This is a genomic window from Streptomyces sp. NPDC056738 (assembly GCF_042790435.1).
Classification (GTDB): Bacteria; Actinomycetota; Actinomycetes; order Streptomycetales; family Streptomycetaceae; genus Streptomyces.
Map to the genome: position 1 here is coordinate 51,347 of NZ_JBHTZF010000010.1, position 14,318 is coordinate 65,664.

At 71.8% G+C, this 14,318-nt stretch carries 11 protein-coding genes; 3 read left to right on the forward strand and 8 right to left on the reverse strand.

Annotated features, from left to right (window positions below):
* Positions 1 to 130: 130 nt before the first annotated feature.
* Positions 131 to 994 carry an ABC transporter permease gene (locus tag ACFRIC_RS25455; protein ID WP_382789756.1) on the reverse strand — a complete coding sequence of 288 codons (864 nt, stop codon included), beginning with the start codon at positions 992 to 994 and terminating at the stop codon, positions 131 to 133.
* Positions 991 to 3,675, reverse strand: coding sequence for an alpha/beta fold hydrolase (locus ACFRIC_RS25460; protein ID WP_382789759.1), 2,685 nt, complete (start codon positions 3,673 to 3,675; stop codon positions 991 to 993). The genes ACFRIC_RS25455 and ACFRIC_RS25460 overlap by 4 nt, the downstream gene beginning before the upstream one ends.
* Before the next feature lie 116 nt (positions 3,676 to 3,791).
* On the opposite strand from ACFRIC_RS25460, the gene ACFRIC_RS25465 reads away from it, so the two are divergent.
* Positions 3,792 to 4,202, forward strand: a complete 411-nt coding sequence (locus ACFRIC_RS25465; protein WP_382789761.1) for a GNAT family N-acetyltransferase — start codon at positions 3,792 to 3,794, stop codon at positions 4,200 to 4,202.
* A 52-nt stretch (positions 4,203 to 4,254) separates the two neighbouring features.
* On the opposite strand, the gene ACFRIC_RS25470 is transcribed toward ACFRIC_RS25465, so the two are convergent.
* A complete protein-coding gene (locus ACFRIC_RS25470) occupies positions 4,255 to 5,667 on the reverse strand; it encodes an APC family permease (protein WP_382789764.1) in 1,413 nt (470 codons plus the stop codon).
* 428 nt (positions 5,668 to 6,095) lie between these two features.
* Here ACFRIC_RS25470 and ACFRIC_RS25475 point away from each other — a divergent pair, with 428 nt between their 5' ends.
* On the forward strand, positions 6,096 to 6,941 hold the full coding sequence (locus tag ACFRIC_RS25475) for a hypothetical protein (RefSeq protein ID WP_382789766.1): 846 nt from the start codon (positions 6,096 to 6,098) through the stop codon (positions 6,939 to 6,941).
* 63 nt (positions 6,942 to 7,004) lie between these two features.
* Here ACFRIC_RS25475 and mmsA read toward each other — a convergent pair whose 3' ends face one another.
* From mmsA to iolC, 5 genes are read right to left on the reverse strand one after another with little or no spacing between them, the layout of a single operon-like run.
* Complete coding sequence (gene mmsA, locus ACFRIC_RS25480) at positions 7,005 to 8,507, reverse strand: CoA-acylating methylmalonate-semialdehyde dehydrogenase (protein WP_382789769.1); 1,503 nt, start codon at positions 8,505 to 8,507, stop codon at positions 7,005 to 7,007.
* Between the two features lie 14 nt (positions 8,508 to 8,521).
* On the reverse strand, positions 8,522 to 10,438 hold the full coding sequence (iolD, locus tag ACFRIC_RS25485; RefSeq protein WP_382789772.1) for a 3D-(3,5/4)-trihydroxycyclohexane-1,2-dione acylhydrolase (decyclizing): 1,917 nt from the start codon (positions 10,436 to 10,438) through the stop codon (positions 8,522 to 8,524).
* The gene (gene iolB / locus ACFRIC_RS25490; protein ID WP_382789775.1) at positions 10,435 to 11,277 is read right to left on the reverse strand and encodes a 5-deoxy-glucuronate isomerase; all 843 of its coding nucleotides are present in this window, start codon (positions 11,275 to 11,277) and stop codon (positions 10,435 to 10,437) included. The genes iolD and iolB overlap by 4 nt, the downstream gene beginning before the upstream one ends.
* 7 nt (positions 11,278 to 11,284) lie before the next feature.
* A complete protein-coding gene (locus ACFRIC_RS25495) occupies positions 11,285 to 12,226 on the reverse strand; it encodes a deoxyribose-phosphate aldolase (protein WP_382789779.1) in 942 nt (313 codons plus the stop codon).
* On the reverse strand, positions 12,223 to 13,188 hold the full coding sequence (iolC, locus tag ACFRIC_RS25500; RefSeq protein ID WP_382789782.1) for a 5-dehydro-2-deoxygluconokinase: 966 nt from the start codon (positions 13,186 to 13,188) through the stop codon (positions 12,223 to 12,225). Before iolC ends, ACFRIC_RS25495 begins: the two co-directional genes overlap by 4 nt.
* Positions 13,189 to 13,318: 130 nt before the next feature.
* Between iolC and ACFRIC_RS25505 the strand changes: the two genes are divergently transcribed.
* Positions 13,319 to 14,296 carry a sugar phosphate isomerase/epimerase family protein gene (locus ACFRIC_RS25505; protein WP_382789785.1) on the forward strand — a complete coding sequence of 326 codons (978 nt, stop codon included), beginning with the start codon at positions 13,319 to 13,321 and terminating at the stop codon, positions 14,294 to 14,296.
* The last annotated feature ends 22 nt before the right edge of the window (positions 14,297 to 14,318 follow it).

The following is a 14,318-nucleotide window of genomic DNA, read 5'->3' on the forward strand; positions in this document are numbered from 1 at the left end:
CGTGTGTGGGCCGACCAGTGTGACTGTGACGGCCGAGGGGGCCGTGACGTGCGCTCGGACGGGTTGCGGAAGGGTTGCGAAGCGGCCACGACGCGGGATCGCCGAGACCGGTGGGTGATCTTCCGGTGGGCTACGACACGATGTCCTTCTGCCGGAAGCCGCGGAACGCCAGGGCGAACAGGACGAGCGCGTATGTCACGGAGATCGCCGTTCCCTGGATCATGCCTCCCCACTCCGGTGTCGGCTGGATGGCGTCGGCCCACGCGAACTGCCAGTGGGCGGGCAGGAAGTCGCGCCAGTGGCCGAGTGCGGTGACCGCGTCCAGGACGTTGCCCACGATGGTCAGGCCGACCGCGCCGCCGACCGCGCCGAGCGGGGCGTCCGTCTTCGTCGACAGCCAGAACGCGAGCCCTGCGGTGACCAGTTGGGACACGAAGATGTACGCGATCACCGCGAGGAGCCGCTGGGCGGCGGTGCCCGCGGGGAGCGCGCCGCCGGTGGGGATCTCCAGCGGGCCCCAGCCGTACGCGGCGGTTCCCACGGCCAGCGCGACGACCGGCAGCAGGATCATCGCGGCGAGGCTGAGGCCGAGCGCGACGGTGAGCTTGGACCACAGCAGCCGGGCTCGGGGCACGGGCGCCGCCAGCAGGTAGCGCAGGGAGGACCAGCTCGCCTCGGAGGCGACGGTGTCGCCGCAGAACAGCGCGACCGGGATCACCAGGAGGAAGCCCGCCGACACGAACAGGTTCACCGCGGCGAAGTTGGCGCCCGACGCGGTGGCCGTGTCCATGAGGGTGACCTGGTTGTTGCGGCCGCCGGGGTCCCCGCCGATGGCGAAGGCGGCGAGCAGCACGAAGGGCAGGGCCGCGAGGACGATCCCCATGACCAGGGTGCGGCGGCGCTTGAGCTGGCGGACGAGCTCGACGCGCAGCGGCAGGGTGCGGCGCGCCCGGTAACCGTCGGCCGTCTCGGTCCGCTCGAGGAGCGTGCTCATGCGGAGCCTCCGATCAGGGTGAGGAACGCGTCTTCCAGACGGCGGTGGGGTCCCACCGACGCCACCGGCACTTCGAGGCGTACGAGTTCCACGACCAGGCGTTGGGCGCTGCCGCCCGGGTCGAGGCGGACCAGGAGTCCGTCCTCGGTCGCGACGGCCGAGAGCACGCCCGGCAGCGCGCCCACCTTCTCCACGACCGGCGCGTCGACGGGCGCGCCGGTGCCGACGAGCAGGGTGTCGCCGGAGCCGATGATCTCGGACACCGGTCCTGCCTGGACGAGCCGGCCGCGGTCCATGACCACGAGGTGGGTGCAGGACTGCTCGACCTCGGCGAGGAGATGGCTGGAGACGATGACCGTGCGGCCCGCGGCGGCGTAGCGGATCATCACCTGGCGCATCTCGCGGATCTGCGGCGGGTCGAGGCCGTTGGTGGGTTCGTCCAGGATCAGCAGGTCCGGGAGGCCGAGCATGGCCTGGGCGATGGCGAGGCGCTGGCGCATGCCCTGGGAGTAGGTGCGCACCGCGCGGGCGAGGGCGTCGCCGAGTCCGGCGATCTCCAGGGCCTCCTCCATGTGGGCGTCCTCGGGGGGACGGCCGGTGGCCCGCCAGTACAGTTCCAGGTTCTCGCGGCCGGTCAGGTGCGGGAGGAAGCCCGCGCCCTCGACGAACGCTCCGACGCGGGAGAGGACCGGCGCGCCGGGGCGGATGGCGTGCCCGAAGACGTGGATCTCGCCGTCGTCGGGCTTGATGAGGCCCATGAGCATGCGCAGGGTGGTGGTCTTGCCGGCGCCGTTGGGCCCGAGGAGGCCGAGGACCTGGCCCTTCTCCACGCGGAACGACAGCTCCCGTACCGCGTACCGGTCGGCGGACTTGGCGTAGCGCTTGCTCAGGCCGGTGATCTGGAGCGGGACTTCGGCCAGTTCGGGGTCGGGCTCCGGGGCGCTCGTGCGGCGGCGGCCGGTCACCAGCAGCGCCAGCGCGGCGAGCGCGCCGGCGAGCGGCAGCCACCACACCCAGGAGGGCAGCGGCGCCGCGGCGGTCTTCACGCCGGGGGCCGTCGGCACCTGAAGGCCGCCGCTCCGGAGCGAGACGGTGTACGTGGCCGGGGCGGCCGGGGAGGCGTAGCCGAGGTCGGTCGAGGCGAGGACCAGGCGCAGCCGGTGGCCCTTCTGGACCGCGTGGTCGACGGCGGGCAGGGTCAGGGAGACGTCCTTGCCGTTCTTCGCGCCCTCGACGCGGACCGGGGTGACGAGCTGGGAGGGCAGCACCTGCCGGGTGCCGCCGGGGCCGACGTCGTACACCTTCGCGAAGAGGACCGCGTCGTCGGTGCTGGACCGGACGTGCACGGTGACGGTGGGCGAGCCGGTGATCCGCAGGTCCTCGCGCAGTGGCACCGACTCGAAGCGGGCGTACTGGCCGGGGAAGTCCAGGGAGACGCCGACGCCGAGGCTGGAGAGCTGGGAGAGGCCGCCGCCGCCGAGTCCGGGCAGCGCAGAGATGGCGGGCGGGGTGGCGCCGGCCGGGTTCTGGAAACGCTGCTCGCCGCCGATCAGGGCGACCGTGTGCGGGCCGCTGTCGAGTCCGGGGTAGGTGTCCGAACTCGCGCCGCGCAGCAGGGCGGCGCCGTCGGTGGAGTCCACGCCTCCGGTGCGGGTGACGCGGAAGGCGGGGCCGGTGGCGACGCTCTTGTCGTCCTTCAGATAGCGGTCGAACCAGGAGACGACGCGGGAGGTGACGCGGTCCGTCTCCATGTCGCCGCCGTCGTGTCCGCCCGCGATCCAGTCGACGTCGACGGGAGCGCCGTTGGCCTTGATCGCGGCGGCCATCGCGTCGGCCTGGCCGAGCGGGAAGAGGGAGTCTGACTGGCCCTGGGTGATGAGGGTGGGGACCTTGATGCGGTCGCCGACGGCGGAGGGGCTGCGCTCCTCCAGCAGCTTCGCCGCCGCCGCGTCCGGCTTCCCGGACTCCGCGACCCGGTCGTACATCGCGCACAGCTCGGGTTCGAAGCGGGCGCAGCCGCCGCCGGAGTTGATGAAGATGCCCGCCCAGAGCTTCTTGAACACGCCGTTCGGGAACAGGGCGTCGGCGAGGTTCCAGTAGGTGATCGACGGGGCGATGGCGTCGACGCGCCGGTCGTCGGCGGCGGCCAGCAGGGAGATCGCCCCGCCGTACGAGGCGCCCGCCACGCCCACGCGCGGGTCGCCGCTGCCGTCGAGCCGGACCTCGGGGCGCCGGGCGAGCCAGTCGACGAGCCGGGAGACGTCGGCGACCTCGGCCTTGGGGTCGTTCAGCCCGATCCGGCCGGTGGACCTGCCGAAGCCGCGCGCCGACCAGGTCAGGACCGCGTAGCCGTCGCGGGCGAGCTTCTCGGCCTGGTCGCGGACGTCCGCCTTGCTGCCGCCGAAGCCGTGTGCGAGGAGGACGGCGGGGCGGCGCTTCGAGGACGGTCCCGCGGTGAAGTACGAGGTGTCGAGCCGCACTCCGCCGTCCATGGTCATGACGCGGTCGGAGCGGTGGACGGCGGGCGCCTCGTCGGAGGCGACGGCCGTCCAGGTGCCCGCGCCGGCGAGCACCACGAGGGCAGCGGCGGCGGCCGCCCATCTCCCGCGGGCTCGCGCCGTCGTGCGAGCGGCGAGATGTCCCCGGCGCGGCCCGCGCGGCCGGGGCAGTCGAAGATCCATGCCTCAACGGTACGGGCGCCGGGCGGCGACAGGGACAGCCGCCGGGCTGAACCGGACCCCCTCCCGGGGAGGTACGGCGGGGGCCGCGTGTACCGCGTCCGTGGTACGAACGGGCCATGGAGCTGCGCCGCGCCGCCACGGCCCTGGAACTGACCGCCGCCGAGTACCTCTTCGACGCTCCGGTGCGTCCCGAATGGGCCCGGCGGTTCCTGGAGACACCGGGCCACCATCTGTTCCTGGCCTACGAGGACGGGGTGCCGGTCGGCTTCGTCAGCGGTGTCGAGACGGTCCACCCGGACAAGGGCACCGAGATGTTCCCGTACGAGCTGGCCGTGGCGGAGGCGTTCCGGCGGCGTGGCATCGGACGGGCGCTGGTGCGTGAACTCGCGGCCCTGGCCCGCGAACGCGGCTGCTACGGCATGTGGGTGGGTGTGGACAGGGGAAACGACATCGCCCTCGCCACGTACCGCGGTGCGGGTGGCGAGGACGACGGGTCGTGCACGGTGATGACGTGGGCCTTCGGCTGAGGTCCCCGGGGAGCGGCGGGCCGGGCGAGGGAGCCGGGGGGTGCCGCTCCGCTTACGCCTGGGCGTCCTCCGGGATCGACACCAGCCAGCGGGTGTCGCGGCGCGGGCGCAGGTAGAAGGCCCAGTACAGGGTGGCGGCGGCGGTGATGCCGCCGGTCCACAGGAGGTACTGCGTCTCCTGCTGGGTGAGGACGTAGGCGAGCACGACGATCAGCAGGACGGGCATCGCGGGCCACAGCGGCATCCGCCAGGCGGGGGTGTGGCGGTGGTGGCCGCGCCGGGCGAGCAGGGCGGCGACCGCGACGAGCAGGTACATGGCCGTCACCGACACGCCGGTGACGCCGTACAGGGTGTCGAGGTTGACGAAGCAGAGGGCGGCGCCGGGGACGCCCACCAGGAGGGTGGCGACCCAGGGGGAGCCGAACCGGCCGAGCCGGGACAGGCCCTTGTTGACCGGCTCGGGCCAGGCCTTGTCACGGGCCGAGGCGAACAGGACGCGCGAGTTCTGGATGACCATGACGATGCCCGCGTTGATGATCGCGAGGGCGACGCAGAGGCTGACGAACGTGCCGACGGCCGAGTTCGACCAGGCCGTGACCATGCTGCTGATGTCGCCGCCGGTGAGCTCCCCGATGTCGGAGGCGCCCATGGTGATCGCGACGACGGGGACCAGGATGACGACCGTGGAGATGGCGAGGGTGGCCAGCACCGTGCGGGCGACGTTGCGCCGCGGGTTCTCCAGCTCCTCGGAGAGGTAGACGGCGGTCGAGAAGCCCTGGGTGGCGAAGAGGGCGATGGCGAGCCCGGAGATGACGAGCATGCCCGTCACGGCGTCGGTGTGTCCGCCGGTTCCGGCGACCTGCAGGGAGGTCAGGCTGCCGAGGCCGCGCTGGCTGTGCGTGAAGCCGAGGAGGGCCACCACGCCGGCGGCGACGACTTCGAGGACGAGGAAGATGCCGGTGATCCAGGCGTTGGCGCGCAGGTCGAGCAGACCGGCGAGGGTGGCCAGCAGCATCACGCCGGCGCCGGTCATCGCCGGGTCGAGGTGGACCACGGGGGCGAGGTAGTCGGCGGTGCCCATGGCGATCACCGGCGGGACGATCATCACCACCAGCAGGGACATCACGAAGACCAGCCAGCCCGCGAGCCGTCCGGCCAGCGTCGAGACCATGGCGTACTCGCCGCCCGCGCTGGGGATGAGGGTGCCCAGCTCCGAGTAGCAGAACGCCACGGCGATACAGAGCAGCGAGCCGATCGCGATCGTGAGGGCGGTCGCGGTGCCGAGCGAGCCGAAGAGGTCGGGGATGACCACGAACAGCGTGGAGGCGGGGGTCACGCAGGACAGCGTCAGCAGGGTGCCGCCCACGACGCCGATGGAACGCTTGAGCGTCTTGGGGTTCCCGGTCTCCGTCGGTGCTGCGTCGTCCAGGACGGCGGTCTCGACGGGGCGGAGCGTGTCGGTCATGAAGCGGTTCCGATCGACTCGTGCATCAGATGTTCGGTCGGGAGCGATATCGCCTCCGGCGGCTCGCGTCGTTGTTCGTTCTCGTCCGCTCCCGCGTTGATGGAACCTTGACGGAAACCGTTGCGTCAATGGCCGTTTACCTACGGAATCCGCAGTTGCGGAGCGACGCACGTCACATAACTTTCCCAGGCCGTAACACGCACGTGTTGCAATCCTCAATACTCCACAGACTGTGACCTTGCTTTCAAAGGACATGAGGCTGAAACACCTGCACTACCCGTTTCGTCACGACGTGACGAGAACCGCAGCGCGAGCTCCGAAACTCACTGGAATCGGTCCGCATTCCGGACGCTAATCTGTGGTGGTCATGTCAGTCCCTGCCACTAGAGTCCTGCCGCACGGACGAAGCACGGACAGGGGTGGGGAACATGCGGTACATGCGGGGCGTGGTCTGGGCGGGGGTGGCCGCCGCGGCACTGGCCGGGACGGTCGGATGCGGTGCGGAGACGACGAAGAAGGCCGCCGAGGCGGTCAGCCACGCCGACACGATCATGGCGGCGCTGGGGCGGGCCACCGACCGGACGGAGGCCCTGGGCTCCGCCGAGGTCAAGATGACCACCGAGGCGAACGGCGCCACTCCCATCGCCATGGAGGGCACCTACTCCTGGGGCCACGGCTACGCCTACGACGTCCGCATGGACACCAAGGCCGCGAAGATGCAGACGCTGACGGCCTCCCCGACGATCCGCACGCTCCTCGTCGACGGGGCCTACTACTACGACGTCGACCCGCAGCCCTCCGGCCCGCTCAAGGGCAAGGAGTGGATGAAGGTCGACGGGTCGGCCGTCTTCGGCGCGGCGGGCGCCGAGGCGATGCGCGGAAACTCGGGCGCGGGCAGCCCGGCGGCGAGCATGCGGAGCCTGAAGTACGCGAGCGACGTCGAGGACCTCGGCAAGGAGACCGTCGACGGCAGGAGCGCGACCCACTACCGGGCCGTGATCGACAAGAGCCACATGGGCAAGTACAAGGACGCCCTCGCGGGCGGGGACGACACGCTCTTCGGCTCGGCCACCGGCACCGTCGACGCGATCACCATGGACATCTGGGTCGGCTCCAAGGACCTGCCCGTCCGCTTCAAGGAGGTCATCGGCACCATGACGGTGACCATGGACTTCGAGAAGTTCGGCGCCACCGCCGACGTGAAGGCCCCGCCGGCCGCACAGACCGGTGATGTCACCGAGCTCATGAAGAAGGCCGCGGCGCAGCAGCAGTAGACCCCGGCACGACGGTGCCCCGCCCCTCGTGCGAGGGACGGGGCACCGTCGTGCGCGGACGCCTCAGTGGTTGCGCGGGAAGCCCAGGTCGACGCCCGCCGGGGCCTCGGACGGGTCCGGCCAGCGGGTGGTGACGACCTTGCCGCGGGTGTAGAAGTGCGTGCCGTCGTTGCCGTAGATGTGGTGGTCCCCGAACAGGGAGTCCTTCCAGCCGCCGAAGGAGTGGTAGCCCACCGGCACCGGGATCGGCACGTTCACGCCGACCATGCCCGCCTCGATCTCGAGCTGGAAGCGGCGGGCGGCGCCGCCGTCACGGGTGAAGATCGCGGTGCCGTTGCCGAAGGGCGACGCGTTGATCAGCGCCACGCCCTCGTCGTAGGTGTCCACGCGCAGCACGCACAGCACCGGGCCGAAGATCTCGTCCTTGTACGCGTCCGCCGTCACCGGCACCCGGTCCAGGAGCGAGAGGCCGATCCAGTGGCCGTCCTCGTAGCCCTCGACCGTGTAGCCGGTGCCGTCGAGGACGACCTCGCAGCCCTGGTCGGCGGCGCCCTTCACGTAGGACGCCACCTTGTCGCGGTGGACGGCCGTGATGAGCGGCCCCATCTCGGAGGCCGGGTCGTTGCCGGGACCGATCTTGATCTTCTCGGCGCGCTCGCGGATCTTGGCCACCAGCTCGTCGCCGACGGAACCGACCGCCACGACGGCGGAGATCGCCATGCAGCGCTCGCCGGCCGAGCCGTACGCGGCCGAGACGGCGGCGTCGGCGGCGGCGTCCAGGTCGGCGTCCGGCAGGACCAGCATGTGGTTCTTGGCGCCGCCCAGGGCCTGGACCCGCTTGTGGTTCGCGGCGGCGGTGGTGTGGATGTAGCGGGCGATCGGCGTCGAGCCGACGAAGGACACCGCCTTGACGTCCGGGTGCTCCAGGAGGCGGTCGACGGCCACCTTGTCGCCGTGCACCACGTTGAAGACACCGTCGGGCAGACCGGCCTCGGCCAGCAGCTCGGCGAGCTTCATGGCGGCCGACGGGTCCTTCTCCGAGGGCTTGAGGACGAAGGTGTTGCCGCAGGCGATGGCGATGGGGAACATCCACATCGGGACCATCGCCGGGAAGTTGAACGGCGTGATGCCCGCGACGACACCCAGCGACTGGCGGATCGAGGACACGTCGACCCGGGAGGCCACCTCGGTCGACAGCTCGCCCTTGAGCTGCGTCGTGATCCCGCAGGCCAGCTCGACGATCTCCAGACCGCGGGCGACCTCGCCGAGCGCGTCCGAGTGCACCTTGCCGTGCTCGGCGGTGATCAGGGCGGCGATCTCGTCGCGGTGGGCGTCGAGCAGCGCGCGGAACTTGAACAGGATCGTGGTGCGCTTGGCCAGCGACGACGTCCCCCAGGTGGCGTACGCGTCCTTCGCGGCGGCGACGGCGGCGTCGACCTCCTCGACGCTCGCGAACGCGACCTTCGTGGTCACGGCGCCGGTCGCCGGGTCGGTGACCGGCCCGTACGTACCCGACGCACCCTCGACGGACTTGCCACCGATCCAGTGGTCGACGGTCTTCGTCATGGCCAATTACTCCTTCACAGATGGCGGCGTCGGGCGGCGACGTGCCGGTCGTACTCCTCACGTGCCTTGACCGCCGACGATCGGGTCGCGGTCTCGGCCACAGGTACATCCCACCAGGCCTGGGCCGGGGGCGCGCCCGACACTGTGTCTGCCGTTTCGGTCTCCACGTAGACACAAGTGGGAGTGTCCGCCTCACGCGCCTCGGCCAGGGCCGCCCGCAGGTCACGCACGGTCCTCGCGCGCAGGACCCGCATACCCAGACTGGCCGCGTTGGCCGCGAGATCCACCGGCAGAGGCACTCCCGTGTACGTACGGTCGGCGGCCAGACGGCGGTACGCCGTGCCCAGACGCTCGCCGCCCACGGACTCCGAGAGCCCGCCGATGGACGCGTACCCGTGGTTCTGCAGGATGACCACCTTGATCGCGACATCCTCCTGGACGGCGGTGACGATCTCGGTGGGCATCATCAGATACGTGCCGTCGCCGACCAGTGCCCACACGGGCCGGTCCGGGGCCGCCATCCGCACCCCGATCGCGGCCGGGATCTCGTAGCCCATGCACGAATAGCCGTACTCGACGTGGTACTGGTCCCGCGACCGCGCCCGCCACAGTTTGTGCAGGTCGCCGGGGAGCGAGCCGGCCGCGTTGATCAGGATGTCCTCGTCGGTGACCAGCTCGTCGAGGACGCCGAGGACCTGCGGCTGGGTGGGGCGGATGTCGATGTCCTCCGCCTCGTAGGCCGCGTCGACGCGGTACTCCCAGCGCTCCTTGTCGTCCGTGTACTCGGTGACGTACGCGGGCTCCGCGCGGTGGCGGTGCCGCAGCAGCGCCTCGGTGAGCGCCTCGAGACCGGCGCGGGCGTCGGCGATCAGCGGAGAGCCGGCGAGCTTGTGCGCGTCGTACGCGGCGATGTTGAGGTTGAGGAAACGGACGTCCGAGGCCGCGAACAGCGTGCCCGAGGCGGTGGTGAAGTCGGTGAACCGGGTGCCGACCCCGATCACCAGGTCGGCGGTGCGGGCCAGCTCGTCGGCGGTCGCCGTGCCGGTGTGCCCGATGCCGCCGACGTCCTGCGGGTGGTCCCAGCGCAGCGAACCCTTGCCCGCCTGGGTGGAGGCGACGGGGATACGGGTGGCCGAGGCGAGCTCGGCCAGCGCCTCCTCGGCACGGCTGTGGTGGACACCGCCGCCCGCGACGATCAGCGGACGCCGGGCCCCGCGGACCGCCTCGACGGCGCGGGCCAGCTCGCCGGCGTCGGGCGCCGGGCGCCGTACCGCCCAGGTCCGCTCGGCGAAGAACTCCTCGGGCCAGTCGTACGCCTCCGCCTGCACGTCCTGGGGCAGCGCGAGGGTGACGGCGCCGGTGTCGACGGGGTCGGTGAGCACGCGCATCGCCTGGAGCGCCGCCGGAATCAGGGCCTCGGGGCGGGTGATCCGGTCGAAGTACTTCGACACCGGGCGCAGACAGTCGTTGACCGACACGTCCCCGGCGAAGGGGACCTCCAGTTGCTGGAGCACCGGGTCGGCGGGGCGGGCCGCGAACACGTCGCCGGGCAGCAGCAGCACCGGCAGCCGGTTGACGGTGGCGAGCGCGGCGCCGGTGACGAGGTTGGTGGCGCCCGGCCCGATCGAGGTGGTCACGGCGTGCGTGGACAGCCGGCCGCACTGGCGGGCGTAGCCGACGGCCGCGTGCACCATGGCCTGCTCGTTGCGCCCCTGGTGGAACGGCATCACGGGAGGTGCGGCGGATGTCCCGCCGCCGGGGACCGTGGCGTACTCGACGAGCGCCTGGCCGATCCCGGCGACGTTCCCGTGGCCGAAGATGCCCCAGACGGCGCCGATCAGCCGGTGGCGCTCGCCGTCCCGTTCGGTGTACTGAGCGGCCAGGAACCGCACCAGCGCCTGCGCGACCGTCAGCCTCGTCGTCGAGGTCATCGGTATCCCCCTGTGCTCTTCGCGTGTCCCGGGTGGAAGCGGATCCGCCACTCCCTGTCCCCGCCCGGCCCCGCCATGACGTTCAGGTAGTACATGGTGTGACCGGGCTGGGCGATGGACGGGCCGTGCCATCCGTCGGGGACGAGGACGGCGTCGCCGGTGCGGACCTCGGCGAGGACGTCCGAACCGCCCTCACGGGAAGGGAATACGCGCTGATAGCCGAAACCGTTCGGTCCCTCGATCTCGAAGTAGTAGATCTCCTCCAGCAGGGACTCGACCCCGGGCAGGTTCTCGTCGTGCTTGTGCGGCGGGTACGAGGACCAGTTGCCGCCCGGGGTGATCACCTCCACGGCGATGAGCCGGTCGCAGTCGAAGACGTCCGCGGCGGCGAAATTGCGCACCTGGCGCGCGCACGCGCCGCTGCCGCGGTCTTCGACGGGAACCTCCGGCGCGGGGCCGTAGCGGGCGGGGAGTCGGCGCTCGCACTTCGCTCCTGCCAGGGCGAAGCGGCCTCCCGCGCCGGAGGCGATCTGGGCCCGGGCCTCACGGGGAACGTACGCGAAGTCGGAGACCCCGTCGAACACGCTCCGCCTGCCCAGGAGTTGGAACTCCTGCTCGTCCATGCCGTCCTTGGTGCGCACCGTGCAGCCGCCGCCGAGCGGGAGCACGATCCATTCGCTGTCCCCGGTGGTGAAGGTGTGGGTGCCGCCGGGGGCGAGCTCCACGATCCGCAGGCTGCTGTGGGTCCAGCCGGCCCGTTCGGGGTCGATGTCGAGGGCGTAGTGGGCGTCGGCCGTGGTGCCCGCGGGCACGTACAGCTCGTTGCTCGGACGACTCATGCGGCCCTCACAGAAGTCCTACGGCGGTGTCCACGGCCGCGGCGACGTCGCCGTCCGCGGGATACAGCAGCGAACGGCCCACCACCAGGCCCTGCACGGTGGGGAGTTGGAGCGCCCCGCGCCATTTCTCGTACGCACCCTCCTGGTCCTCGCCGACATCGCCGCCGAGCAGGACGGCGGGCAGCGTGGAGGTCTCCATGACCCGGGCCATGTCGTCCGGGTTCTCGGTGACGGGGACCTTCAGCCAGGTGTACGCCGAACTGCCGCCCAGGCCGCCGGCGATGGCTAGGGACTTGGTGACGGCCTCGGCGCTCAGATCGTTGCGCAGGGTGCCGTCGTCCCGGCGACGGCAGAGGAACGGTTCGACGAAGACGGGAAGTTGACGTTCGGCCATGTCGTCGATCACGCGGGCGGCGGACTCCAGCGTGCGCAGCGAGCCGGGGTCGTCGTAGTCGATGCGCAGCAGGAGTTTTCCGGCGTCGAGGCCGAACCGCTCGATGTCCCTCGGGCGGTGACCGGTGAACCGGTCGTCCATCTCGAAGGCGGAACCCGCCAGGCCGCCGCGGTTCATCGAGCCGACGGCCACCTTGCCGTCGAGCACGCCGAGGAGCAGCAGGTCGTCCAGTATGTCGGCGGTGGCGAGCACCCCGTCGACCCCGGGACGGGCGAGCGCGACGCACAGGCGCTCCAGCAGATCGGCGCGCCCCGCCATGGCCAGTCTCCGCTCGCCCACGGCCAGCATGCCGCGGGCCGGATGGTCCGCGGCGACGATCATCAGCCGGCCCGAGCCCTCCATCAGCGGCCGCCGCACGCGCCGGGCCGCGGCCTCCGCGACCGCCTCGGGCGTGCGGGCCCGGGTCCGGGCGAGGGCGGAGACGTCGACGCGTACGGGCGCGGGGCCGTCACCGCCCTGTTCGGGGCGTGCTCCCCCGACGTGGCCCGCTCTCACCGCACCGCTCCGAAGGCGAGGGCCTGTTCGATCTCGTGCGCGGTGGGCATCGCGGAGGAGCACTCCAGCCGGGAGGCGACGATGGCGCCGGCCGCGTTGGCGTGGCGCACGGTCTTCTCCAGGTCCCAGCCGGCGAGCAGTCCGTGGCAGAGGGAGCCGCCGAACGCGTCGCCCGCGCCGAGTCCGTTGAGGACCTCGACCGGGAGGGGCGGGACCTCGGCCGTGGTGCCGTCGCGGTGGACGGCGAGGACGCCCTTGGGTCCCTGTTTCACCACGGCGAGTTCGACGCCGGCGGCGAGGAGCGCGGCGGCCGCCGCGTGCGGATCCCGTTCCCCGGTGGCGACCTCGACCTCGTCGACGTTGCCGACGGCGACGGTGGCGTGGCGCAGGGCCTCGGCGTAGAAGGGCCGCGCGGCGGCCGGGCCCTCCCAGGCCGCGTCTTTCCAAAACATGGGGCGCCAGTCGAGGTCGAAGACCGTCGCACCGGAGCGGGCCCGGTGGGCCAGGGCGGTGAGGGTGGCCGTCCGGCTGGGTTCCGCGCTGAGTCCCGTGCCGGTCATCCAGAAGACGCGGGCCTCGCGCAGGGCGTCGAGGTCGAGTTCGCCGGCGTGGATCTCCAGGTCGGGGGCCTTGGGCTGCCGGTAGAAGTACAGGGGGAAGTCGTCCGGCGGGAAGATCTCGCAGAAGGTGACCGGCGTCGGCAGTCCCGGGACCTCGGTGACCCAGCGGTCGTCGACACCGAAGTCGCGCAGCGCCTCGCGCAGATAGGTTCCGAAGGGATCGGCGCCCGTTCGGGTGACGACGGCGGTACGCCGTCCGAGCCGCGCGGCGGCCACCGCCACGTTGGTGGCCGAGCCGCCGAGGAACTTGCCGAAGGAGGTCACCCGGGACAGCGGGACCCCCGTCTGCAAGGGGTAGAGGTCCACGCCGATCCGCCCCATGGTGATCAGCTCGTACGCCATCGAGTTCCCTTCTCGGCGGTCCCTGCGGCTGCTCCCAGGTCTAGCCCCGCGAGGGGACCCTGTCAACGTTTTGTCCAGACATTCGGACCATGGCTTGACACCTCCCGGGAGCCGCCGGAAGCTGGCGCCCATGACGTCGTCGCCGCCGCAGTCATCGCCGCAGTCATCCCCCGGACCCTCGCCGAAGTCGTCACCGCGGTCGTCACCTCCGTCCTCACTCTCGCGCATCCGGATCGGTTCGGCTCCCGACTCCTGGGGCGTCTGGTTCCCCGACGACCCCCTGCAAGTCCCCTGGCAGCGTTTCCTCGACGAGGTCTCCGGATCGGGCTACGAGTGGATCGAGCTCGGTCCGTACGGCTATCTGCCCACCGATCCGGACGTCCTGCGCGAGGAGACCGCCCGGCGCGGGCTCGGCGTGTCGGCGGGCACGGTCTTCACCGGGCTGCACCGGGGTCCCGACGTGTGGGAGTCCACCTGGGCGCACGTCTCGGACATCGCGGCGCTCACCCAGGCCATGGGGGCCGGGCACCTCGTGGTCATCCCGGCCTTCTGGCGGGACGACAAGACCGGCGCGGTGCTGGAGGACAGCGAACTGACGCCGGCCCAGTGGCGGGATCTGGCCACCCAGACCGAGCGGCTCGCCCATGAGGTGCGCGAGCGCTACGGGCTGCAGGTGGTCGTCCATCCGCACGCGGACACGCACATCGACAGCGAGCGGAACGTCACCCGCTTCCTCGACGCGACCGACTCCTCGCTGGTGTCGCTGTGCCTGGACACGGGTCACTACGCCTACTGCGGCGGCGACAGCGTCAAGCTCATCGAGACGTACGGCGAGCGCATCGGCTACCTCCACCTCAAGCAGGTGGACCCGCGGGTGCTGGCCGGGGTGCGGGCGGAGGAGCTGCCGTTCGGGCCCGCCGTGGCGCGCGGCGTGATGTGCGAACCGCCCTCCGGCGTGCCGGAGCTGGAACCCGTCCTCGCCGCCGCGCAGGACCTCGGCGTCGAGCTCTTCGCGATCGTCGAGCAGGACATGTACCCGTGCCCGCCGGACAAGCCGCTGCCGATCGCGCGGCGCACCCGGGAGTTCCTGAGGTCCTGCGGGGCCTGACTCCCGCGTCCCTGGGCACCCG

Coding starts and splice junctions, on each gene's coding strand:
- ACFRIC_RS25455 (WP_382789756.1), bottom strand. CDS start 994: ATGAGCACGCTCCTCGAGCGGACCGAGACGGCCGACGGTTACCGGGCG.
- ACFRIC_RS25460 (WP_382789759.1), bottom strand. CDS start 3,675: ATGGATCTTCGACTGCCCCGGCCGCGCGGGCCGCGCCGGGGACATCTC.
- ACFRIC_RS25465 (WP_382789761.1), top strand. CDS start 3,792: ATGGAGCTGCGCCGCGCCGCCACGGCCCTGGAACTGACCGCCGCCGAG.
- ACFRIC_RS25470 (WP_382789764.1), bottom strand. CDS start 5,667: ATGACCGACACGCTCCGCCCCGTCGAGACCGCCGTCCTGGACGACGCA.
- ACFRIC_RS25475 (WP_382789766.1), top strand. CDS start 6,096: ATGCGGTACATGCGGGGCGTGGTCTGGGCGGGGGTGGCCGCCGCGGCA.
- mmsA (WP_382789769.1), bottom strand. CDS start 8,507: ATGACGAAGACCGTCGACCACTGGATCGGTGGCAAGTCCGTCGAGGGT.
- iolD (WP_382789772.1), bottom strand. CDS start 10,438: ATGACCTCGACGACGAGGCTGACGGTCGCGCAGGCGCTGGTGCGGTTC.
- iolB (WP_382789775.1), bottom strand. CDS start 11,277: ATGAGTCGTCCGAGCAACGAGCTGTACGTGCCCGCGGGCACCACGGCC.
- iolC (WP_382789782.1), bottom strand. CDS start 13,188: ATGGCGTACGAGCTGATCACCATGGGGCGGATCGGCGTGGACCTCTAC.
- ACFRIC_RS25505 (WP_382789785.1), top strand. CDS start 13,319: ATGACGTCGTCGCCGCCGCAGTCATCGCCGCAGTCATCCCCCGGACCC.